This is a genomic window from Gemmobacter denitrificans (genome assembly GCF_036964905.1).
GTDB lineage: Bacteria > Pseudomonadota > Alphaproteobacteria > Rhodobacterales > Rhodobacteraceae > Gemmobacter > Gemmobacter denitrificans.
The window spans coordinates 1-21639 of record NZ_JBALHR010000004.1; the positions used below are offsets into that span (position 1 = coordinate 1).

The 21639-nt window shown below is 63.0% G+C and carries 20 protein-coding genes and 1 pseudogene; 16 read left to right on the forward strand and 5 right to left on the reverse strand.

Going from position 1 to position 21639, the window contains the following annotated elements; translation table 11 throughout:
- The first annotated feature begins 223 nt into the window (after positions 1 to 223).
- From V6590_RS08055 to V6590_RS08100, 10 genes are all read left to right on the forward strand, one after another.
- Entirely contained in the window at positions 224 to 1210 is a 987-nt protein-coding gene (locus V6590_RS08055; protein ID WP_335421739.1) for a complex I NDUFA9 subunit family protein, read from the forward strand.
- A 2-nt stretch (positions 1211 to 1212) separates the two neighbouring features.
- Positions 1213 to 2016, forward strand: coding sequence for an undecaprenyl-diphosphate phosphatase (locus V6590_RS08060; RefSeq protein ID WP_335421741.1), 804 nt, complete (start codon positions 1213 to 1215; stop codon positions 2014 to 2016).
- 162 nt (positions 2017 to 2178) lie between these two features.
- Entirely contained in the window at positions 2179 to 3615 is a 1437-nt protein-coding gene (locus tag V6590_RS08065) for an NAD(P)-dependent oxidoreductase (protein WP_335421743.1), read from the forward strand.
- 70 nt (positions 3616 to 3685) lie between these two features.
- A complete protein-coding gene (locus V6590_RS08070; RefSeq protein WP_335421744.1) occupies positions 3686 to 4408 on the forward strand; it encodes a hypothetical protein in 723 nt (240 codons plus the stop codon).
- On the forward strand, positions 4398 to 4838 hold the full coding sequence (locus V6590_RS08075) for a GFA family protein (RefSeq protein ID WP_335421746.1): 441 nt from the start codon (positions 4398 to 4400) through the stop codon (positions 4836 to 4838). Before V6590_RS08070 ends, V6590_RS08075 begins: the two co-directional genes overlap by 11 nt.
- A 3-nt stretch (positions 4839 to 4841) precedes the next feature.
- Positions 4842 to 9380 (forward strand): glutamate synthase large subunit, encoded by a 4539-nt coding sequence (gltB, locus tag V6590_RS08080; RefSeq protein WP_335421748.1) that lies wholly within the window; start codon positions 4842 to 4844, stop codon positions 9378 to 9380.
- A gap of 360 nt (positions 9381 to 9740) precedes the next feature.
- The gene (gene mtgA, locus V6590_RS08085) at positions 9741 to 10481 is read left to right on the forward strand and encodes a monofunctional biosynthetic peptidoglycan transglycosylase (RefSeq protein ID WP_335421751.1); all 741 of its coding nucleotides are present in this window, start codon (positions 9741 to 9743) and stop codon (positions 10479 to 10481) included.
- Between the two features lie 65 nt (positions 10482 to 10546).
- Positions 10547 to 11212 (forward strand): FtsZ-binding protein FzlA, encoded by a 666-nt coding sequence (gene fzlA, locus V6590_RS08090; RefSeq protein ID WP_335421753.1) that lies wholly within the window; start codon positions 10547 to 10549, stop codon positions 11210 to 11212.
- Entirely contained in the window at positions 11193 to 12353 is a 1161-nt protein-coding gene (gene queG / locus V6590_RS08095) for a tRNA epoxyqueuosine(34) reductase QueG (RefSeq protein ID WP_335421755.1), read from the forward strand. The genes fzlA and queG overlap by 20 nt, the downstream gene beginning before the upstream one ends.
- A gap of 3 nt (positions 12354 to 12356) precedes the next feature.
- Positions 12357 to 12542 carry a hypothetical protein gene (locus V6590_RS08100; RefSeq protein WP_335421757.1) on the forward strand — a complete coding sequence of 62 codons (186 nt, stop codon included), beginning with the start codon at positions 12357 to 12359 and terminating at the stop codon, positions 12540 to 12542.
- On the opposite strand, the gene V6590_RS08105 is transcribed toward V6590_RS08100, so the two are convergent.
- Complete coding sequence (locus tag V6590_RS08105; protein WP_335421759.1) at positions 12533 to 13249, reverse strand: copper homeostasis protein CutC; 717 nt, start codon at positions 13247 to 13249, stop codon at positions 12533 to 12535. The genes V6590_RS08100 and V6590_RS08105 overlap by 10 nt on opposite strands.
- A complete protein-coding gene (locus V6590_RS08110; RefSeq protein WP_335421761.1) occupies positions 13243 to 14148 on the reverse strand; it encodes an ROK family protein in 906 nt (301 codons plus the stop codon). Before V6590_RS08110 ends, V6590_RS08105 begins: the two co-directional genes overlap by 7 nt.
- A gap of 98 nt (positions 14149 to 14246) precedes the next feature.
- Here V6590_RS08110 and V6590_RS08115 point away from each other — a divergent pair, with 98 nt between their 5' ends.
- The 3 genes from V6590_RS08115 (at position 14247) to pyrF (ending at position 16233) form a co-directional block, all read left to right on the forward strand.
- Positions 14247 to 14594: a hypothetical protein gene (locus tag V6590_RS08115; RefSeq protein ID WP_335421763.1), complete on the forward strand. Its 348-nt coding sequence runs from the start codon at positions 14247 to 14249 to the stop codon at positions 14592 to 14594.
- Between the two features lie 291 nt (positions 14595 to 14885).
- Complete coding sequence (locus V6590_RS08120) at positions 14886 to 15413, forward strand: copper chaperone PCu(A)C (RefSeq protein ID WP_335421765.1); 528 nt, start codon at positions 14886 to 14888, stop codon at positions 15411 to 15413.
- A 130-nt stretch (positions 15414 to 15543) separates the two neighbouring features.
- Entirely contained in the window at positions 15544 to 16233 is a 690-nt protein-coding gene (pyrF, locus tag V6590_RS08125) for an orotidine-5'-phosphate decarboxylase (protein ID WP_335421767.1), read from the forward strand.
- A gap of 309 nt (positions 16234 to 16542) precedes the next feature.
- On the opposite strand, the pseudogene V6590_RS20875 reads toward pyrF, so the two are convergent.
- Positions 16543 to 17139: pseudogene (locus tag V6590_RS20875) on the reverse strand (MBL fold metallo-hydrolase); the annotation flags it as partial.
- Positions 17140 to 17244: 105 nt separating this feature from the next.
- Here V6590_RS20875 and V6590_RS08135 point away from each other — a divergent pair.
- Entirely contained in the window at positions 17245 to 17628 is a 384-nt protein-coding gene (locus V6590_RS08135; RefSeq protein ID WP_335421771.1) for a winged helix-turn-helix transcriptional regulator, read from the forward strand.
- Here the strand turns inward: V6590_RS08135 and V6590_RS08140 are convergent.
- The gene (locus V6590_RS08140; RefSeq protein WP_335421773.1) at positions 17618 to 17878 is read right to left on the reverse strand and encodes an NfeD family protein; all 261 of its coding nucleotides are present in this window, start codon (positions 17876 to 17878) and stop codon (positions 17618 to 17620) included. The two genes, V6590_RS08135 and V6590_RS08140, sit on opposite strands and share 11 nt — an antisense overlap.
- Positions 17875 to 18756 (reverse strand): SPFH domain-containing protein, encoded by an 882-nt coding sequence (locus tag V6590_RS08145; RefSeq protein ID WP_335421775.1) that lies wholly within the window; start codon positions 18754 to 18756, stop codon positions 17875 to 17877. Before V6590_RS08145 ends, V6590_RS08140 begins: the two co-directional genes overlap by 4 nt.
- Positions 18757 to 18990: 234 nt before the next feature.
- Here V6590_RS08145 and V6590_RS08150 point away from each other — a divergent pair, with 234 nt between their 5' ends.
- Both V6590_RS08150 and V6590_RS08155 read left to right on the forward strand, forming a co-directional pair.
- Positions 18991 to 20325, forward strand: coding sequence for a D-amino acid dehydrogenase (locus V6590_RS08150; RefSeq protein ID WP_335422500.1), 1335 nt, complete (start codon positions 18991 to 18993; stop codon positions 20323 to 20325).
- Positions 20326 to 20385: 60 nt separating this feature from the next.
- Positions 20386 to 21639: a DNA polymerase IV gene (locus tag V6590_RS08155; protein ID WP_335421777.1), complete on the forward strand. Its 1254-nt coding sequence runs from the start codon at positions 20386 to 20388 to the stop codon at positions 21637 to 21639.

Genomic DNA, 21639 nt, shown 5'->3' on the forward strand with positions numbered 1-21639 from the left:
TCGAACCTCCACGCCTTGCGGCACTGGTACCTGAAACCAGCGCGTCTACCAATTCCGCCATCTGGGCGATGTCGTGAAGCGGCTTCTATGCGGGGCGGGCAGGGGTGTCAACAGGCTGTCGTGAAAATTCTTGGCAAGGATTTGCAGCTTGTTTGGAAAACGCCTAATAGCTATGGAGACAGGGAATTTTGCACCAATACCTGACGGGAAGGGCTCGCGGAACATGAGCAAGCTGGTCACGATCTTTGGCGGTTCGGGGTTTGTCGGGCGCTACATCGCACGGCGCATGGCAAAGGAAGGCTGGCGCGTCCGCGTGGCCACCCGCCGCCCGAACGAGGCGCTTTTCGTGCGCCCTTATGGCGTCGTGGGGCAGGTGGAGCCCGTCCTGTGCAACATCCGGGATGAAGCCAGCGTCGCAGCGGCCCTGCGTGGGGCAGATGCGGTGGTCAACTGCGTGGGCATCCTGAACGCGGTGGGCAAGAACCGGTTCGATGCGGTGCAGGCAGAAGGGGCTGGTCGCGTGGCCCGTCTGGCTGCCGCGGAAGGTGTTGGCCATCTGGTGCATGTTTCGGCCATTGGTGCAGATGCCTCATCGCCCAGCGATTACGCCGTAACCAAGGCCGAAGGTGAGGCTGCCGTTCTGGCGGCGTTCCCCACGGCCATGATCCTGCGGCCTTCGGTGATCTTTGGCAATGAAGACCAATTCTTCAACCGTTTTGCCAGCATGGCGCGCATGTCGCCGATCCTGCCGATCTTTGGCGCAAAGACCCGGTTCCAGCCGGTGCATGTCGAAGACGTGGCGGCAGCCGCAGTGCAAGGCGCGCTGGGGCAGGCACAGCCCGGCATCTACGAATTGGGCGGGCCGGATGTCGATACCTTCGCCGGGCTGATGCACACCATGCTCAAGGCCATCAACCGCCGTCGGCTGGTGCTGCCGCTGCCGCGTTTTGTCGGGCGGGTCATGGCTTTCGGGTTTGACGCGGTGCAGGCCTGCACGCTGGGGCTGATCGAAAACAAGGTGCTGACCGGCGATCAACTGAAGAACCTTTATCGCGACAACGTGGTCAGTGCCGATGCCAAGGGCTTTGCCGATCTTGGGATCGCGCCTTCGGCCATCGCCGCTGTGCTGCCCGATTATCTGTGGCCCTATCGTCCCTCGGGGCAGTATGACGCCATCAAGGCTTCGGCCAAGAACCTGCGCAAAGCCTGATCATGGCGGACAATCTGCTCGTCGCGGCCTTTCTGGGGGTACTGGAAGGGCTGACCGAGTTCATCCCGGTTTCCTCGACGGGCCATATCCTGCTGGCTGGGCATTTTCTGGGCTTTGAGAGTGCCGGAAATGCCTTTGAGGTGGTGATCCAGCTTGGCGCGGTGCTGGCGGTGCTGTCAGTCTATGCGGCGCGGCTGATCCACCTGTTTTCCAGCGCCCCACATGATCCTGCCGCGCGGCGTTTCATTGCCGCAGTGGCGCTGGCCTTCTTTCCTGCAGTGGTCGTCGGCGTATTGGCGCATGACTTCATCAAGACGGTCCTGTTCGAAACGCCGATGCTAATCGTGGTAAACCTGATCCTGGGTGGTATCGTACTTCTGGTGGTTGATCGCATGGCGCTTACACCCCGCTATGAAGATGCGCAGGATGTGCCGCTGGGCGTGGCGCTGAAGATCGGCCTGATCCAGTGCCTTGCCATGATTCCTGGCGTCAGCCGGTCGGGATCGACCATTGTCGGGGCGCTCTTGCTGGGGGTCTCGCGTCGGGGGGCGGCCGAATTTTCGTTCTTCCTGTCGATGCCGACCATGGCGGGTGCCTTCGCCTATGATCTCTGGAAGAACCGCGATGCCCTGGACAGTGCTGCCCTGACGGAAATCGGCGTCGGCTTTGCCACGGCCTTCATCGCAGCGGTCTTTGTGGTGAAATGGCTGCTCGGCTATGTCGCGCGCAATGGCTATGGGCTGTTCGGCTGGTGGCGAATCATCGTTGGGGTTGTGGCGCTGTGCGCTCTTTTGACGTGGCCATAGGAATATAGGTAAGTCGTGCTGACATAAAAAATGAAAATTATGTCAGAAAAGCGGACCTAAATTGCAAAAAACCTGAAATAAGGTCAGCATTGCTGACTTTTATTCGGAAATATCCCGGTTTATCAAGGCGCACCCACCTTTTTGCCGCAGGGAGGCGCCACCATGGCCAAGGATCGCATGCTTCAGTTCGTCAGCGTGAAGCGGGAGATGCCCGAAAAGCGTCCGGCAGACCTGCGGGCACAGGATTTCCATGAAATCTATCGGGAATTTGCCGCGCAAAAGGCGGCGGAACAGGCCAGCCGCTGCAGCCAGTGCGGCGTGCCCTATTGCCAATCGCATTGCCCGCTGCACAACAATATCCCCGATTGGCTGCGCATGACCGCCGAGGGGCGGCTGGAAGAGGCCTATGCCCTGAGCCAGGCAACCAATACCTTCCCCGAAATCTGTGGCCGCATCTGCCCCCAGGATCGGCTTTGCGAAGGCAATTGCGTGATCGAACAATCGGGCCATGGCACGGTGACCATCGGGTCGGTCGAGAAATACATCACAGATACTGCCTGGGAAAATGGTTGGGTTCTGCCCAATCTCCCCGCGATGGAGCGCAGCGAAAGCGTCGGCATCATTGGCGCGGGCCCGGGTGGTCTTGCTGCCGCCGACATGCTGCGCCGCAAGGGCTTTCAGGTCACGGTCTATGATCGCTACGATCGGGCGGGTGGGTTGCTGACCTATGGCATCCCGGGCTTCAAGCTGGAAAAGCCGGTCGTCATGCGTCGTGTGGAACAACTGGAACAGGCTGGGGTCCATTTCGTGCTGAATTGCCGCGTGGGTGAGGATCTGAGCTTTGATGCCATCCGGGGCCAGCATGATGCCGTGCTGATCGCCACGGGCGTTTACAAGATGCGCGACACCGGCGGGCCGGGGGTAGGCCAGAAAGGCATCGTTCAGGCGTTGGACTACCTGACCTCATCCAACCGCAAAAGCTTTGGCGATGATGTCGAGGCCTTCGACAATGGCACCCTGAATGCCGAGGGCAAGCGGGTGGTGGTCATCGGTGGCGGCGACACGGCGATGGATTGCGTGCGCACGGCGATCCGGCAGGGTGCGACCAGCGTAAAATGCCTGTATCGCCGCGATCGGGCCAATATGCCCGGCAGTCAGCGCGAAACCCAGAACGCCGAAGAAGAAGGCGTGGAATTCGTCTGGCTGGCGGCGCCCAAGGGCTTTACCGGCAATGGAACTGTCGAGGGTGTGATGGTGCAGAAGATGCGCCTTGGTGCCCCCGATGCCAGCGGCCGCCAAAGCCCCGAGATCATCGAAGGTGCCGATTACATCGAACCGGCCGATCTGGTGATCACCGCGCTTGGCTTTGAACCGGAAGACCTGCCCAAGCTTTGGGGCGTGCCGGAACTTGCAATCACCCGTTGGGGCACCATCAAGGCCGATTTCCGCACCCATGAGACGGCCCTGCCGGGCGTCTTTGCGGTGGGGGATATCGTGCGCGGGGCCTCGCTGGTGGTCTGGGCCATCCGCGACGGGCGCGAGGCCGCCGAGGCGATCGCGGATTTCCTGGCCCAACCGGCCAGCGTGGCCGCCGAGTAATCGCGATACTTTTACGCTGCCCCGGATGGATGGGGCAGCAAGGCTGACCTGAACGAAAGGGCCATGGGCCATGACGAAGGGAAAAGGCATTACCGCCGCATTGGTTGCGCTGCTGCTGAGTGCCGCGGCGCCGGTTGGTGCGGGCAGTTTCAAGGCCCCGGAGGGCTGCGAAACCTGGCTGACCGTGCAATCGCGCGGCTGTCGGGTCTCCAACCATTACCGCTGCAGCGCCGATCAGCCGGGTGATCAGTGGCGTGCCGATTTCGATCTGGAGGGCATTTTCTTCCTGTCGCGCATTGATGCCGAGGCGCAATGGGTGGAAAGCTACGAATTCAATCCGCGCGTCAAGCAGGTGCTGGACGGGGCCGATGATCCGGCCAGCTTTTCTGACCTGCTGCAGGGGCGCGACGATTTCGATTTCCGGCTTAGCCGCGACAATGGCGAGAAAACGCATGTCACGGGGCATGACGCCCTGACTGGACAGCGTATTGCCATTGACGGGATTGAACTGCTGCAGACCGAATTCGATTTCACCGAAGTCGATGCCGAAGGCAACCAACTGCGCCGTGCGCGCGGCCGGGAATATGTGCATCCCGAATGGCGGCTGTTCTTTGCCGGACCTTCGGAATGGCATGATGGCAGCGACTGGTTGCCCAGCGATGGCAGCCCGGTGCAGTTCATCCTGCCCGGCGAAAAGGGCTTTGCCGCCACCCAGCCGATCTTTGAATGTGGGGCAATGATGTCCGAGGCCCCGGGGACCTTGCTACCGCAACAGGTGCGCCATGACCGCTGAACGCCAGGGCGGCTGTCTGTGTGGCGCGGTGCGCTATGTTGCGGCGGACCTTCCCGACCACATGCATGCCTGCCATTGCAGCATGTGCCGCCGCATTACCGGGGCGATGTCGCTGAGTGTTGTGGTGCCCTATGCCGCCATGCAGATCGAAGGGGCGGAGCATATCAGCACCTATGTCTCGTCGCCCTGGGCCGCGCGATCCTTCTGCGCCTGCTGTGGCGCGGGGCTATGGTATCGGCTGACCCAACCCGATGCCGCCACTGCCGATTATTACCTGTCGGTGGGCACTTTGGATGATCCCAACGGCCTGCCGCTGACCCGCGAAATCTATGTCGATGGAAGGCCGGATGGCTATGCGCTCGCGGGCACCCATTCACGACTGACCGGGGCCGAATTCGAGGCCTCGCTGCAAGCCAACCCAGAGGAGTGAGCCATGACGATCTATGATGAAGCCTGGGTGAAGGCCGAGGAAACCAAGCGCGCCTGGATGCATGAGCACGGGCTTTACAAGGAGGATGACGAACATTCCTCTTGTGGCGTCGGTCTGGTGGCGTCGATCAGCGGCAAGCCCACCCGCAAAGTGGTGGAGGCGGGTCTTGATGCGCTGCGCGCCATCTGGCACCGCGGCGCCGTGGATGCGGATGGCAAGACCGGTGACGGCGCGGGCATCCATATCCAGATCCCGGTGAAGTTCTTCTATGATGTCGTGCGCCGCACCGGGCACGAGCCTGATCCGGCCAAGCTGATCGCCGTCGGTCAGGTTTTCCTGCCGCGCACCGATTTCGCCGCTCAGGAACGCTGCCGCACGATCGTGGAAACCGAAGTGCTGCGCATGGGCCATTACATCTATGGCTGGCGTCATGTGCCAGTGGATACATCGGTGCTGGGTGAAAAGGCCAATGCCACCCGCCCCGAAATCGAACAGATCCTCATCCGCTGCGAAAAGGACGTGGATCAGGAACAGTTCGAGCGCGAGCTGTATATCATCCGCCGTCGCATCGAAAAGGCGGTGACTGCTGCTGGCATCGCGGGCTGCTACCTGTGTTCGCTGTCCTGCCGCTCGATCATCTACAAGGGCATGATGCTGGCCGAGCAGGTTTCGGTCTTCTACCCCGACCTGCAGGATGAGCGGTTCGAATCCACCTTCGCCATCTACCATCAGCGCTATTCCACCAATACTTTCCCGCAATGGTGGCTGGCGCAGCCCTTCCGCATGCTGGCCCATAACGGCGAGATCAACACGCTGAAAGGCAACGTGAACTGGATGCGCAGCCATGAGATCCGCATGGCCTCCAGCGCCTTTGGTGAAATGGCCGAAGACATCAAGCCGATCATCCCGGGCGGCACATCGGATTCGGGCGCGCTGGATGCGGTGTTCGAAGTTCTGGTGCGGTCAGGCCGGTCTGCCCCCATGGCCAAAACCATGCTGGTGCCAGAAGCCTGGAGCAAGACCACCACAGACATGCCGAAGGCATGGGCGGATATGTATGCCTATTGCAACGCCGTCATGGAGCCATGGGACGGCCCCGCCGCGCTGGCCATGACCGATGGCCGCTGGGTTTGTGGGGGCCTTGACCGCAACGGCTTGCGCCCGATGCGCTATGTCGTCACCGGCGACGGCTTGCTGATCGCGGGGTCCGAGGCGGGCATGGTGCCGGTGGATGAAACCACCATCCGTGAAAAGGGCGCGCTTGGGCCGGGGCAGATGATTGCCGTCGATACCAAAGAGGGCAAGCTGTACCACGACGCCGAGATGAAGGACCGTCTGGCCGCCAGCCAGCCCTATGGCGAATGGATCGAAAAGGTCGTCGATCTGAACAGCATGCTGCGCGATGTGCCCGAAGTGCAGACCTATCAGGGCGCCGATCTGCGCAAGCGCCAGATCGCGGCGGGCTATAGCGTCGAGGAACTGGAACAGGTTCTGGCGCCCATGGCCGAAGACGGCAAGGAAATGGTCGCCTCGATGGGCGATGATACGCCGGTTGCGGTGCTGTCCAAGCAGTACCGCCCGCTGTCGCACTATTTCCGTCAGAACTTCAGCCAGGTCACCAACCCGCCGATCGACAGTCTGCGTGAAACCCGGGTGATGAGCCTGAAGACGCGGTTTGGCAATCTGAAGAACGTGCTGGACGAAAGCTCGGCCCAGACTGAAATCCTTGTGCTGGAAAGCCCGTTCATCGCCAATGTGGAATATCAGGTGATGCTGCGCCAGTTCGGGGCGCAGGTGGCGATCATCGACTGCACCTTCCCCGCAGGCAGCGATCAGGACGCGCTGCGGATGGGGCTGGAGCGCATCCGTGCCGAGGCCGAAGATGCCGTGCGGTCGGGCGCGGCGCATCTGGTGCTGACCGATGAACATCAGGGCGCGACCAAGGTGGCGATGCCGATGATCCTTGCCACCAGCGCGGTGCATAGCTGGCTGACGCGCAAGGGGCTGCGCACCTTCACCAGCCTGAACGTCCGGTCGGCCGAATGTATCGACCCGCATTACTTTGCGGTGCTGATCGGCTGCGGGGCCACGACGGTGAACGCCTATCTGGCGCAGGACAGCATCGCCGACCGGATCGCCCGTGGCCTGCTGGAAGGCAGCCTGACCGATGCGATGCGCCGCTACCGCGATGCCATTGATGCGGGTCTGTTGAAGATCATGGCGAAGATGGGCATTTCGGTTGTGTCTTCGTATCGGGGTGGGCTGAACTTCGAGGCGGTGGGCCTGTCGCGGGCCATGGTGGCGGAGTATTTCCCCGGCATGCACAGCCGCATTTCCGGCATCGGTCTGCATGGTATCCAGATGAAGCTGGAGGAAATCCATGCCCGTGGCTGGAAGGGGGGCAGCGATGTGCTGCCCATCGGCGGGTTCTACAAGGCGCGGCGTTCGGGCGAAAAGCACGCCTGGGAAGCCCAGACCATGCATATGCTCCAGGCAGCCTGCGACCGGGCGTCTTATGACATCTGGAAGCAGTATTCGGCGGCGATGCGGGCGAACCCGCCCATCCATATCCGCGACCTGCTGGATATCAAGCCGCTGGGCAAGCCGGTGCCGATTGACGAGGTGGAGAGCATCACCTCGATCCGCAAGCGGTTCGTGACGCCGGGCATGTCGCTTGGGGCGCTTGGCCCCGAGGCGCATATGACACTGAACATCGCCATGAACCGCATCGGCGCGAAATCCGACAGCGGCGAAGGCGGCGAAGACCCGGCGCATCAGCACCCCTTCCCGAATGGCGATAACCCCTGTGCCAAGATCAAGCAGGTGGCTTCGGGCCGGTTCGGTGTGACCGCCGAATACCTGAACGCCTGCGAAGAGCTGGAAATCAAGGTCGCCCAGGGTGCCAAGCCTGGCGAGGGTGGCCAGTTGCCCGGCATGAAGGTCACCGACCTGATCGCCCGTCTGCGCCATTCGACCAAGGGCGTGACGCTGATCAGCCCGCCGCCGCATCACGACATCTATTCGATCGAGGATCTGGCGCAGCTGATCTACGATCTCAAGCAGATCAATCCGCGTTGCAAGGTGACGGTGAAGCTGGTGTCGGCCTCCGGTGTGGGCACGATTGCCGCCGGTGTGGCCAAGGCCAAGGCCGATATCATCCTGATTTCCGGCCATAATGGCGGCACGGGTGCCAGCCCTGGCACCTCGATCAAATATGCCGGCCTGCCATGGGAAATGGGTCTGACCGAGGCTAACCAGGTTCTGACCATGAACAACCTGCGCGAGCGGGTGACGCTGCGCACCGATGGTGGTCTGCGCACCGGTCGCGATGTGGTCATGGCGGCAATGCTGGGGGCCGAGGAATATGGCATCGGCACGGCGGCCCTGATCGCCATGGGCTGCATCATGGTGCGTCAGTGCCAGTCGAACACCTGCCCGGTGGGCGTCTGCACCCAGAACCCCGATCTGCGCGCCAAGTTCACCGGCACGGCGGACAAGGTGGTGAACCTCATCACCTTCTATGCCCAGGAAGTGCGGGAAATCCTTGCCTCCATCGGCGCACGGTCGATGGATGAAATCATCGGTCGGGCCGATCTGCTGAGCCAGGTCAGCCGTGGGTCGGCGCATCTGGATGATCTGGACCTCAATCCGCTGCTCATCACGGTGGATGGGGCCAACAAGATCACCTATGACCGGTCGAAGCCGCGCAATGCGGTGCCCGATACGCTGGATGCCGAAATCGTCAAGGACGGCGCGCGCTTCTTTGAAGATGGCGAAAAGATGCAGTTGTCCTATGCCGTGCGCAACACGCTGCGCACCATCGGCACCCGCTCGTCGAGCCATATCGTGAAGAAGTTCGGCATGCGCAACAGTCTGCAGCCCGATCACCTGACGGTGAAGCTGACCGGTAACGCCGGGCAATCGCTGGGCGCTTTCGCGGTGAACGGGCTGAAGATCGAAGTGCAGGGCGATGCCAACGACTATGTCGGCAAGGGCCTGTCAGGTGGTCTGATTGTGGTCCGGCCGCAGATGTCATCGCCGCTGGTTGCGGATCAGAACACAATAATCGGCAACACAGTTCTGTATGGGGCGACGGCGGGCTATCTGTTCGCCGCTGGCAAGGCGGGTGAACGGTTCGCGGTGCGCAACTCGGGTGCATCGGTGGTGATCGAGGGCTGCGGATCGAACGGCTGTGAATACATGACCGGTGGTGTGGCGGTGATTCTGGGCAAGATCGGGGCCAACTTCGGCGCCGGCATGACCGGGGGCATGGCATATCTTTACGATCCCGATGGGGTCGCGGAAGAGTTCATGAACCTGGAAAGCCTTGTCACCTGTGCTGTCAGCCATCCGCATTGGGAGGCACAGCTCAAGGGGCTGGTCGAACGGCATGCCGCGGAAACCGGCAGCCAGAAGGCGCAGCGCATCCTGGCCAACTGGGAGGCCGAGCGGGCGAATTTCCTGCAGGTCTGCCCGAAGGAAATGCTGGTGCATCTGCCCCATCCGCTCAGCGATGAGGCGGCGCGGGTTCCGGCAGAGTGACGCCGTAAACCCATCAGGCCAAGGGCGGGGGAAACCCCGCCCTTTGTCATTGTCAGGCCCGTCAGCGGCGCATTCCTGATTTAAAAGGTTAACTATTTGAAATTGCAGAATAAAATTGACATGCGCCGGTTCCCTGGCTAAGTCTGGGATATAGGCAGGATACGCAGCCAGCTTTAGCCAGCCCCGCATCCCACCGCAAATTCCCCGGCAGACAGGTCAGGCAGCCCGCATTTCGCCAGCCACCCGCCCATCCCCCAATGCCAGACCCGCATCGGGCGCAGCCGCGACAGGTTCGGTGTTTGTGGCTGCCCGACAGGGCCTTGCTTGACCCTGCACAGCGCTTTGTGGTTTCTGGGCCGCATGGCGAAAACCACCCGCAAGAAACCTGCACCACCGCCGGAACCCGAAATCATCGAGGTGCCGCCCGTGCCCTTGCGGCGTCGGCTGTTTCTGTGGGTTCGGCGTGGTGTGGTCGGTGTTGTGGCGTTATTCGCGGGACTGATCCTGATCTATGCCGTCCTGCCGGTGCCAACCAATATCTACCAGATGCAGGAAAGCTGGCGCCTTGGCGGGTTGCAAAAGGACTGGGTCGGCTGGGATGATATTGCGCCGGTCATGGCGCGATCGGTTGTTGCGGCCGAAGATGCCAATTTCTGCCTGCATTGGGGGTTTGACATGGTCGCCATTCGCGCGGCCCTGGCCGAAGGTCGGGGCAGGGGGGCTTCGACCCTGTCGCAGCAGGTGGTGAAGAATGTCTTTCTCTGGCATGGTCGGACATGGGCCCGCAAAGCCGCCGAAGGCGCGATCACACCGCTGGTCGAACTGGTCTGGACCAAGAAGCGCATCCTGCATGTCTATCTGAACGTGGCCGAATTCGGCGAAGGTGTCTTTGGCGTCGAGGCTGCCGCCCAGCATTGGTTCGGGGTGTCGGCCCGCGATCTGACGCCTACGCAGGCTGCGCGGCTGGCGGCGGTGCTGCCGGATCCGAAGGGCCGCAATCCGGCCCGCCCCGGCCCGGTGGTGCGGCGGCGGACCGCGCAGATCATCTCGGGGGCCGAGACGATTCTGGCCGATGGCCGGGCCGCCTGTTTCGAGAACTGACGCCGCAACCATTGATCCCTCTGCCCTGCGGGGCTATCACGGGTCATTCCCATCCGGATAGACCCATGAACCGACTGTATCACGTTCCCCTTTCCCCCTTTTGCCGCAAGGTCCGCCTGACATTGGCCGAAAAGCGGATCGAGGTGGAACTGATCGAAGAACGGTATTGGGAAGGCACGCCGGATTTCCTGCGCCGCAACCCTGCGGGCAAGGTGCCGGTGTTGCGGATCGAAGGCCGGATGATGAGCGAAAGTCAGGCGATTTGCGAATGGCTGGATGAAGCCTATCCTGCGCCTGCCCTGATGCCGCGCGATGTGGATGCCCGCTATGAGGTGCGGCGGCTGTGCAGCTGGTTCGATGACAAGTTCCACAACGAGGTCACGTCCAAACTGTTGTACGAACGGGTGAACCGCAAGGTGCAGGGCACCGGCTATCCCGACAGCCGCAATGTGAAATTCGGCGCGACCCGGATCAAATACCATCTGGATTATCTGGCCTGGCTGCTGGACCAGCGCCGCTGGCTGGCGGGTGACAGCATGACACTGGCGGATTTTGCCGCCGCCGCGCATCTGTCCTGTCTGGACTACATCAGCGATGTGGACTGGAACCGCCATGCGGCGGTGAAGGACTGGTATGTGAAGCTGAAATCGCGCCCCAGTTTCCGCACCTTGCTCGCCGATCAGATTCCGGGCTTCCCGCCGCCCGCGCATTATGCCGATCTCGATTTCTGATGGCGACCCGGGGGGCCTTTCCCCCCCGGGATCTGGCGGGGATCGCTGGACGGCAGAACAGCTTGCCGGATTGAAGGATCGGCTGCGCCAAAGGGCGCAGGAAGAGGGCTTCGCCGGGATGGGCATTTGCGCCCCCGATGCCGTGCCCGAAGCTGCCGGGCGGCTTGCCGCCTTTCTGGCAGAAGGGCATCATGGTCAGATGGGCTGGATGGCCGAGCGGGTGGAATGGCGCGGCAATCCGGCGGCCCTGTGGCCCGAGGCGCGGTCGGTCATCATGCTGGCCGAGGTCTATACGCCACAGGACGATCCGCGTGCCGTGCTGGCCATGCCGGATCGTGCCGCGATCAGTGTTTATGCCCAGGGCAAGGACTACCACGATCTGGTAAAGCGGCGACTGAAGCGTCTGGGGCGCTGGCTGCTGGATCAGGGCCCGGCAGAGGCGGGGATCAAGGTCTTTGTCGATACGGCCCCGGTGATGGAAAAGCCGCTGGCGCAGGCGGCGGGGTTGGGCTGGCAGGGCAAGCACACCAATCTTCTTTCACGCGATCTGGGCAACTGGTTCTTTCTGGGCGCGATCTTCACCACGATCGACCTGCCGAATGACACCGCCGAAACCAGCCATTGCGGCACTTGCCGGGCCTGTCTGGACATCTGCCCGACGCAGGCCTTTCCGGCCCCTTACCGGCTGGATGCCCGGCGCTGCATTTCCTACCTGACCATCGAACACAAAGGGCCGGTGGACCCTGATTTGCGGGCGATGCTGGGCAACCGGATTTATGGCTGCGACGATTGTCTGGCGGCCTGTCCGTGGAACAAGTTCGCTGTTGCTGCGCAGGAGATCGGCTATCAACCCCGCGTCGGGGCGCCGGAACTGGCCGAATTGGCCGGGTTGGACGATACCGGTTTCCGCGCGCGCTTTGCCGGTAGCCCGATCAAGCGGATCGGGCGCGACCGGTTTCTGCGCAATGTGCTCTATGCCATCGGCAATTCGGGCCTTCCTTCGTTGATTGATGTGGCAAGGCCCCATCTGTCAGACCCCGATCCGGCAGTGGCTGATGCCGCCCTTTGGGCCATTTCCCGCCTGCACGGTTTGGGATCGGGCGAAATCCGTGATACTGTGCCCCCAGATCGGAGGGAGTGACCCATGACCAAACATCTGGCCGACAAGCGCAGCCCCGCCACGGGTACCAGGGTGGCACAATTCCTGCGGATCGCCCGCGAAGGCAGTGAAAGACTGTGGCAGGATCTGCGGCGGCGCCCTGTGCCCGTGCCTGCAGACAACCGTCGCGCGGCGGAATTCCTGCGGATTGATCGCGGCCGTCAGGTCTGATCGGCGCTGCAGGCCGCGCGCAGCGCCCGGATCACCCGGGCGTCGGTGCGGCGGCTGCCCGCTTGCGCAAAGCCGAACGCCTGTACCTTTTCTGAGCTTGCCGCAACCGCGCTGCAAGAGGCATGAACTTCGCCAAACCCTGCTGCACGGAACAAGCCTGCATTTTCCGGGGTGATCCCTGATCCGGGCATCAGCGTGATCCGGTCTGCCGCCTGCCGCTGCAAGGCCTGCAACAGCGGCAACCCGGCTTCGGCACGCAGCGCCTGACCGGAACTGAGGATGCGCGAAAAGCCGAGCGTTATGGCGGTTTCCATCGCGGCAAAGGGATCGGGGGTTAGATCGAAGGCGCGGTGCAGCGTCAGGTCCAGACCGTCAGCCGCCGCGACCATCCGGGCCAAGGTCGGTTCATCCAGCCGCCCATCCGGCAGGCTGGCCCCCAGCACCACACCGGACAGACCGGCGGCCCGTGCGCTTGCGATGTCGTTCAGGATGATTTCCACCTCGGTCGCGGACCAGTGGAAATCCCCATCCCGGGGCCGCATCATCGCCAGAACCGGCAAATCGCAACTGGCGGCATGGGCCATGAAACCGTGGGAAGGTGTCAGGCCGCCAAGCGCCAGGGCAGAGCAAAGCTCGATCCTGTCGGCCCCTCCGGCCACGGCCTCGGCCAGACCGGCAGCGCTATCGACGCAAATCTCGATCAGCATGGCGCCGCACCCCCGTCCATGGCCCAGCCCGCAAGCGTGGCCCCGATCAGCCCTGGTTCCCCTGGCACCTCTGCCGGAACCAGCAGGGCCCCTGGGGATTGCCAAAGCCTGCGGGCCCGCACCGCCGCATCCAGCGCGGCGACCAGCGCCGGAACCTGCGCCAGCCCGCCACCCACCGGCACGATGCTGGCCCCGATCACGTTCAGCACCATCGCCAGCGGCCCGGCCATGATCTCGGTCCAGACGGCGATCGTGTCGGTGGCCTGCGCATTGTCTTGCTGCCAAAGCTCCAGCAGCGCGCGGGCCGAGAGGTCCATGCCGTGCAGATGGCGGTGCAACCGTTCGATCCCGCGCGCCGATCCGATCGCATCAAGACAGCCGGCCTGTCCACAGCCACAGGCCATGCGGGGCACGTCACGGCCCAGCGGTCGGCTGTCCTGTACCGGACCATGGCCCCATTCCCCGGCAAATCCGCCCGCGCCGGTGATGATCTTGCCATCGATCACCAGCCCGCCGCCAACGCCGGTGCCGAGAATCACCCCGAAGACCGACCGATGGCCACGGCCAGAGCCCTGAAGGGCTTCGGCCAGGGCGAAGCAATCGGCATCATTGCCGATCCAGACCGGACGACCAAGCGCCTGCGACAGGTCATTGGCAGCGCTGCGGCCATCGAGACAGGGAATATTGGCCACCTTCATGCGGCCCGTCAGCGGATCGCAGCAACCCGCGACCGAGATGGCAAGACGATCCGCGTCTTCGGACAACTCGGCCAGACAGGCGACGAAATCCCCGAAATTCCCGGTCGGGGTCGCCACGCGCCGGATCGGGCCAATGGCACCGGGTTCGCTGGACAGGGCAGCCCGAATATGGGTGCCGCCTATATCGAATGCCGCGATCATCACTGTTCCTGTGCTTGCCATGGCCACGGGGGCCAAAAGGGCGTTGGGCCATCTTGCGATGCTTGCGCGGCAGAGGCAAATCGGGCATCACAACAACCATGACAGTCCTGTCGTCCCTGTTTGCCCGTTGGGCCACCGTTCTGGTGCTGGTGCTTGCCTTTGTGGCCAGCGCCGCAGGGCATCGTGCGCCTGACGCAGATCGACTTGCCTATGAACTGGCGGGTGGTGCGCTCAGCGACCTTTGCGGTGATGACGGCGAGATGCTGCCCGGCGATGCTTGCCCGGTTTGCACGCTGTCCGCGTCCTTGCTGTTGCCCAAGCCGCCGACTCTGCCATTGCCTGCCGGGCATTGGCAGCCTGCCGATCTGGCCCAAACGGACAGCTTCCCCGTTCTGCCCCATGGCCGCGATCCGGCGCATGGGGTGCGCGCGCCACCGCGCGCCTGACCTGCCCGCCTGTCCTTTGCGGACAGGTTGCAGCCGACCAGTCCTGATTCTTCATCTGTGTGACATCACGCGCCCGGCTGCGTTGCAGTTGTGGCGGCCTTGCGGGGGAGGCGTCCCATGATCCGCAAGGCCGTCCGGTTCTGCCCCTCTTATCCCGTGGGGCGAGCCTTCACTGACCCGTCCGATCCTGCGGCAGTCTCAGGCAGCGGATCGGACGGGGCTTTTCCTTTCTGCGGCAGTTGTGCCGCCTTGTCCACGTCTGGCTTTGCCAGCCCTTCTCGGAGATCCGACATGAAACCTGTTCTGACCCTGATGGCCGCGCTTGTGCTGTCTGCGACCCCGCTTCTGGCCCATGGGGTCAAGAAGGACGGGCTGGAGATCATCCATCCCAATATCCCCGCGCCAGCAGCCAGCGCCAAATCGGCGGCGGGTTACATGGCCATCGCCAATGATGGTGCCACGCCGGACCGTCTGATCGCGGTGGAAATGGAGGTTGCACAATCGGTGATGCTGCATACCACGGAGCATGGGGCCGATGGCGTGGCGCGGATGAAACATCTGGAGTCGGTCGATATTCCGGCGGGCGAGACTGTCGTTCTGGAACCGGGCGGGATGCATGTGATGCTGATGGGCCTGACGGCAACACTGTCCGAAGGTGACATGGTGCCGGGCACGCTGGTCTTTGAACAGGCGGGGCGTGTGGCCGTGGAATTCATGGTTGATCCGCCCGGTGCTGCGGCGCATGACCATGCGGCGATGGGCCATGGCGCGGCTGGCCATGATGCCGCACCGGCAGCAGAGGGCAGCGCAGGCAACTGAACCGCATTGGCATCAGGTCGGCGGTGGCACTGAACGCATTGTCACCGCGACCAATGCCGGCATCCCCGGGGCTTGACAGGTCGCGCCTGTCAGCCCAAACCGCGCCGAAACCGGCACAAGGGGTGGGCGCATGTCCGATGACCGTCTGATCGTGGCACTGGATGTGCCGAATGTGGTGCAGGGTCTGGCGCTGGCCGACCGGATCGGGGATGCCGCCAGCTTCTACAAGGTCGGGTTGGGCATGCTGACCGGCGGCGGCTTTGCGCTAGCGAACGAACTGAAGCAGGAGCGCGGCAAGCGGGTCTTTCTGGACCTGAAGCTGTTTGACATCGGCGCCACCATCGAGGCGGCGGTCCGGGGCATCGCGCAATACAATCTGGATTTCCTGACGGTGCATGGCGATCCACAGGTGGTGCGCGCCGCCGCGCAGGGCCGCGCGGGATCAGACCTGAAAATCCTTGCGGTCACCGTTCTGACCTCGCTCGACCGGGCCGATCTGGACGCAAATCTCTTCAAGCCCGGCGATATCCATGACATCACGCTGGAGCGTGCAGCGCGGGCGCTGGAGGCCGGGGCCGATGGTGTGATCGCCAGCCCGCAAGAGGCTGCGATGATCCGCGCCTTGCCGCAGGCGGTGGGCAAGCTGATTGTCACCCCGGGCGTGCGGCCTGCAGGCGCGGCCCTGGGCGATCAGAAGCGGGTGGCAACACCGGCGCAGGCCATTGCCGACGGAGCCGATCACATCGTGGTGGGCCGCCCGATCTGGCAACATGCGGATCCTGCCGCTGCCGCCCGTGCGGTGATTGCCGAACTGCCCTGAGGCTGTTCGGGGCGCAATCATTATCTGCGCCCCGATCCTGCTGGCCGATTGCGGCCAGGTCATTTCGCCGGTGAACACCTTTGCGCTGATTTCCAGCCCGGCACTTGCGGCGAAGGCCGGGTAGCGCCCCTGCATCGCGGCAATCAAGGCAGCGGACCCCGCGGCAGTGGCTGCCTCGGTCTCGAAGGCCACGATGTAATCTGCAGTAAAGCGGATGATATCAGGGGCCTCGCTGCTATTGCCCAGCGTGTGACCAGGAATGACCCTTTCCGGGTTCAAGGCCAGCATGGCCGCCAGCGTATCCTGCCAGCCCTGCCGTGCGGCCTTGGTCTGGGTATCGGCCATCCAGACATGCTGGTTTTCAAACAGGGCGACGCTGCCAAGTATGGTTTGTTCGGATGGAACCCAAAGAAACTGATGGGCGCTCTCCGGGCCGGTGATCTGCAGCGGAATGCCATCCACGGTCAGGCGATCGGTGGCGATGACCTCAGGTTGGATCAGCCGGGTCGGGGCATTGGCGCCAAGGATCGGGCCCCAATAGGCAAGTTTGCCTTCTGCTGTCTTGCTGATGTGTTCGGCGGTTGCTGCGGTCGCCAGAACCTTCGCGTCAGGATAGGCCTCCGTGATCACATCCAGCCCGAAATAGAAATCGGGATCGCCTGCGCTGATATAGATCGTGGTCAGGGGTTTGCCTGTGGCGCGGATACGGTCAAGCAGCACCTGTGCATCATCCCTTTCGAACTGCGCATCGACCAGAAGCACTTCGGTCGGGCCTTCGACAAGGGTGGAGGTGACCGGAAACATGCCATCAGGCCCAGGATTGTACGGGGTCAGCGTCAGGTCGGCCGCATGGGCCGGGGCGGTCAGCAACAGGCCCGCAAGGCCTGCGACAAGGATCGATTTCATGTTGCACCATCTGTATCAAGTCACGAGTAATAACCATATGGTCCACAACGGCTGCCGCCGGGATAGGCACGCATATGGCTTATGGTAACAGGGAGGGAACCTCGGGTGCCACCGCGCGATTCAGTCAACCATGCCTGCCCCGTCCGCGATGTGCTGGATCGGATCGGGGATGCCTGGTCGGTTCTGGTGATGCTGGAATTGCGCAAGGGTCCGTGCCGGTTCAATGCGCTGCGCCGGGTGATCGATGGTGTTTCGCAACGGATGCTGTCCGTCACCTTGCGGCATCTGGAGCGTGACGGTCTGGTCAGCCGCAGGGTTCTGCCGCTGGCCCCGCCGCAGGTGGAATATGCGCTGACCCCGATGGCGCTTGGGCTGGTGGAGCGGCTGGCGCAATTGCGCGATTGGGCAGATACCCATCAACCTTTGGTCCGTCAGGCCCGCGACCGCTATGATGCCGCGCTATCCGGATCGCCCGAGATCACTCGTTGATATCGCGTGTCCAGCGTTTGACCTGACCGCGCTGCAGCGGGAAGGCGCGGCTCAGGCCAAGCCACGCCAGAACCGAGATCACCGCGAAGGCGGCAATCTGGAATGCAAGCCCGCTGGCCATCAGCCCAGCCCAATGCAGCAGGCCCACCGCCACCGCACCGATGGCAAAGCCCAGAAAGATATAGCCAGGCGCAAGGATTTCGATGATCCCGACGGCCAACCCGGCAACAACCCAGACCCACCAGCTCATGACCGCCCTTTCAGCATGGTAAAGGCATTGGCAAAGGCATCCAGCGCATGGGCCGGCACAAGGATCGTCTGCTTGCCGGCGCCCTTGGCAACCTCGGACAGGGCTTCCACCTGTTTCAGCGCGACCTGATATTGCGCGGCTTCGATCCCGTTCATCTTGATCGCCTCGGCAATCACACCCGTTGCATAGGCTTCGGCATCGGCCAGCACGCGCCGGGCCTTGGCCTGCTGTTCGGCGGCGTAGAGTTCGGCTTCGGCGTTCAGTTCAACGGCACGTTTCTTGCCCTCGGCCTCGGTCACCTGTGCGCGGCGTGCCCGTTCGGCGTTCAACTGTTGCAGCATGGCGGCGCGGGTCGCGTCATCCAGGTTCACATCCAGCACCTCGGCGCGGGTGACCTCGATCCCCCAGTCATCCACCATCGCGGCAACCTGTTCGCGCACCTTGCCGATCAGATCCGCCCGGTTGGATTGCACCTGATCCAGTTCCAGCTTGCCGATTTCCGACCGAACGATCCCCGCGACCGTCGTGGCAATCGCGCCATCGACATCGCGGATGCGATAGACGGTCTTTTCCGGTTCGATGATGCGGTAGAAGACCGAAGTTTCCACCTTCACCAGCACGTTGTCGGCAGTAATCGCATCCTGCGAGGCAGTGGGCAATTGCCGCTCCAGCACCGAAACCTTGTGGGCGATCCGATCCAGGAAAGGGACGACGAAATTGATCCCGGGCCCCAGCACGGCGCGCAGCCTGCCGAACCGTTCGACGACATGTTTCTGGCTTTGCGGCACGATGCGCACGCCCAGAAAAACGCAGAGGATGAGAAAGGCAGCAAGCGCGAGAAAAATCGCATTGCCCCCCAGAAATTCCTGACCGTTCATGGATGCCTCGGAAATTGAACCTGTAAAGGATGGGTTCAAGATGGTCTTCGCAGACTGCACAAGCAATAGGCAAATGATTCTGTTGTCTTCTGCAGTAATCGCCGTTGTATCTTGCTTCATGTAGAATATATGCCGATCATTATTCGTTTATAGTGTAAAAATGCGAAGATTTCTTCGATTGAAGGGGGCTTTCCGGGGCGTGATCAGGGAAAGATTTCCGGCAGATGCTGTATTCTGTCGCCATCCCAAAAAGATGCGGAGTACCCCATGAAGATCGTCATCCTTGGCGCCGGCGTGATCGGTGTGACCTCGGCCTGGTATCTGGCCCGGCAGGGGCATGAGGTGACGGTGATCGACCGCCAGCCCGGCCCGGCGCTGGAAACCAGCTTTGCCAATGCAGGCGAGGTGAGCCCGGGGTATTCCGCGCCCTGGGCGGCACCGGGGGTGCCGGTCAAGGCGCTGAAATGGATGTTCATGCAGCATGCGCCGCTGATCCTGAACCCGCGCCCTGACATGGCGAAACTGGCCTGGATGGCGCGGATGCTGATGAACTGCACCACCGCAGCCTATCAGGTGAACAAGGCGCGCATGGTGCGGCTGGCCGAATATTCGCGCGATTGCCTGATCGACCTGCGGGCCGAGACCGGCATCGAATATGACCAGCGGATGCAGGGCACTTTGCAGCTGTTCCGCACCCAGAAACAGGTGGATGGCGCGGCCAAGGATATCGCCGTGCTGCGCGACAGCGGTGTGCCGTTCGAAGTGCTGGATCGCGCGGGCTGCGTGGCGGCGGAACCGGGATTGGCGGCCTCGGCCGACAAGATCGCGGGCGGTCTGCGCCTGCCCAATGATGAAACCGGCGATTGTTTCAAATTCACCAAGGCACTGGCCGACCGGGCCGAAGGGCTGGGCGTGACCTTCCGCTGGGGCGTGAAGGTGCTGCGGCTCAACCGCTCGGGCGACCGGATCGTTTCGGTCGATACGTCCGAAGGCCGGATGGAAGCGCATGCCTTCGTGGTGGCCATGGGCAGCTATTCGCCCTTCCTGACCGCCGAACATGGCATCAAGCTGCCGGTCTATCCGGTGAAGGGCTATTCGATCACGGTTCCGGTGGTGGATGAAAGCCGTGCCCCGGTTTCCACGGTCATGGATGAAACCCACAAGATCGCGATCACCCGGCTGGGCGACCGTATCCGGGTGGGCGGCATGGCGGAGATCGCGGGCTTTGATACATCCCTGTCGCCCAAGCGGCAGGCCACGCTGACCCATTCGGTCGAAGACCTGTTTGGCGGCGCGGGCGATCAGTCGCGGGCCAGCTTCTGGTGCGGCCATCGACCGATGACACCGGATGGCACCCCTATCGTGGGGCGCAGCGCCATCGGCAACCTGTTCCTGAACACCGGCCACGGTACGCTGGGCTGGACCATGGCTTGCGGATCGGGCCGGGTTCTGGCCGATCTGATGTCAGGCCGCGTGCCCGAGATCGAGGCGGGTGATCTGGGTCATGCCCGCTATCTGCGTGAAGGTGCGCCGCAGACGGGGGCCTTGCGCCCGGTTGCGGCAGAGTAGTCGCCTTTCGCGAAGGCGCCGCAGGGTGACGCGCCCCTGCGGCCGTGCTAAACCGAAGGCATGCCTGCGCTGTGCCGATCCTGCCTGACCAGTTTTGACAGCGGGCCGCGCTGCCCGGCCTGCCGCAGCCCGCGCGTGATCGCACATCCCGAACTGTTTGATCTGTCCATTGCCCATATGGATTGCGATGCCTTCTACGCCTCGGTCGAAAAGCGCGACAATCCCGATCTGGCTGCCCTTCCGGTGATTGTGGGGGGCGGCACGCGCGGCGTGGTTTCAACCTGCTGCTATGTTGCACGCATTGCCGGTGTGCGGTCGGCCATGCCGATGTTTCAGGCGCTGAAGCTCTGCCCCGAGGCGGTGGTCATCAAGCCGCGCATGCAGGCCTATGTGGCGGTGTCGCGCCAGATCCGCGCATTGATGGAAGACCTGACCCCGGCCATCGAACCCCTCAGTCTGGACGAGGCCTTTCTGGACCTGACCGGAACCGCCCGCCTGCATGGTGCGCCGCCTGCGGTCATGCTGGCCCGGTTGGTCAAGCGGATGGAAGACGAATTGGGCATCTCCGGGTCGATCGGGCTGTCGCATAACAAGTTTCTGGCCAAGATCGCCTCGGATCTCGACAAGCCGCGCGGGTTTTCGGTCATTGGCCGGGCCGAGACGGCGGCATTTCTGGCCCCCAAATCCGTGCGGGTGATCTGGGGGGTGGGCACGGCGACCCAGACGGCACTGGAACGCGCCGGCATTCGCACCATAACCGATCTGTTGCGATGGGAACGTGGCGATCTGGTCGCCCGTTTCGGCCATATGGGTGACCGGCTCTGGCATCTGGCGCGGGGGCAGGATGACCGACGGGTCAGCCGGGATGCGAAGGTCAAGTCGATTTCCAAGGAAACCACCTTTCACGAAGATACCGCCGATCCCGATCTGCTGGATGGTCACCTGTGGCGGCTGGCGGTCGGGGTGGCGGACCGGGCAAAGGCCAAGGATCTGGCAGGCCGCACGGTGACGCTGAAGCTCAAGCGCGTGGATTTCAGCCAGATCACCCGTCGCCATGCGCTGTCCAGCCCGACGCAGCTGGCCGATTGCATCTATCGCGAGGCGCGGGCCATGTTCGATCAGGTGCCGCCCGGAGCGGCCTACCGGCTGATCGGCACAGGGCTTGCCGATCTGTGCGCCGGGTCACTGGCTGATGTGACGCAGGATCTGCTTGATCCCGGCGCCAGCCGTCGCGCCCGGGCGGAACAGGCAACGGATGCGATCCGCAACAGGTTCGGCCAAGACGCGATCATCAAGGGCCGGGCGCTGCGCTGA

Excerpts from the sequence above, each read along its gene's own strand:
- V6590_RS08120 (WP_335421765.1), top strand. The coding sequence starts at position 14,886 with ATGAAACCTGTTCTGACCCTGATGGCCGCGCTTGTGCTGTCTGCGACC.
- gltB (WP_335421748.1), top strand. The coding sequence starts at position 4,842 with ATGACGATCTATGATGAAGCCTGGGTGAAGGCCGAGGAAACCAAGCGC.
- V6590_RS08055 (WP_335421739.1), top strand. The coding sequence starts at position 224 with ATGAGCAAGCTGGTCACGATCTTTGGCGGTTCGGGGTTTGTCGGGCGC.
- V6590_RS08060 (WP_335421741.1), top strand. The coding sequence starts at position 1,213 with ATGGCGGACAATCTGCTCGTCGCGGCCTTTCTGGGGGTACTGGAAGGG.
- V6590_RS08100 (WP_335421757.1), top strand. The coding sequence starts at position 12,357 with ATGACCAAACATCTGGCCGACAAGCGCAGCCCCGCCACGGGTACCAGG.
- V6590_RS08070 (WP_335421744.1), top strand. The coding sequence starts at position 3,686 with ATGACGAAGGGAAAAGGCATTACCGCCGCATTGGTTGCGCTGCTGCTG.
- V6590_RS08115 (WP_335421763.1), top strand. The coding sequence starts at position 14,247 with ATGACAGTCCTGTCGTCCCTGTTTGCCCGTTGGGCCACCGTTCTGGTG.
- pyrF (WP_335421767.1), top strand. The coding sequence starts at position 15,544 with ATGTCCGATGACCGTCTGATCGTGGCACTGGATGTGCCGAATGTGGTG.
- V6590_RS08105 (WP_335421759.1), bottom strand. The coding sequence starts at position 13,249 with ATGCTGATCGAGATTTGCGTCGATAGCGCTGCCGGTCTGGCCGAGGCC.
- queG (WP_335421755.1), top strand. The coding sequence starts at position 11,193 with ATGCCGATCTCGATTTCTGATGGCGACCCGGGGGGCCTTTCCCCCCCG.
- V6590_RS08140 (WP_335421773.1), bottom strand. The coding sequence starts at position 17,878 with ATGAGCTGGTGGGTCTGGGTTGTTGCCGGGTTGGCCGTCGGGATCATC.
- fzlA (WP_335421753.1), top strand. The coding sequence starts at position 10,547 with ATGAACCGACTGTATCACGTTCCCCTTTCCCCCTTTTGCCGCAAGGTC.
- V6590_RS08075 (WP_335421746.1), top strand. The coding sequence starts at position 4,398 with ATGACCGCTGAACGCCAGGGCGGCTGTCTGTGTGGCGCGGTGCGCTAT.
- V6590_RS08110 (WP_335421761.1), bottom strand. The coding sequence starts at position 14,148 with ATGATCGCGGCATTCGATATAGGCGGCACCCATATTCGGGCTGCCCTG.
- V6590_RS08155 (WP_335421777.1), top strand. The coding sequence starts at position 20,386 with ATGCCTGCGCTGTGCCGATCCTGCCTGACCAGTTTTGACAGCGGGCCG.
- V6590_RS08065 (WP_335421743.1), top strand. The coding sequence starts at position 2,179 with ATGGCCAAGGATCGCATGCTTCAGTTCGTCAGCGTGAAGCGGGAGATG.
- mtgA (WP_335421751.1), top strand. The coding sequence starts at position 9,741 with ATGGCGAAAACCACCCGCAAGAAACCTGCACCACCGCCGGAACCCGAA.
- V6590_RS08145 (WP_335421775.1), bottom strand. The coding sequence starts at position 18,756 with ATGAACGGTCAGGAATTTCTGGGGGGCAATGCGATTTTTCTCGCGCTT.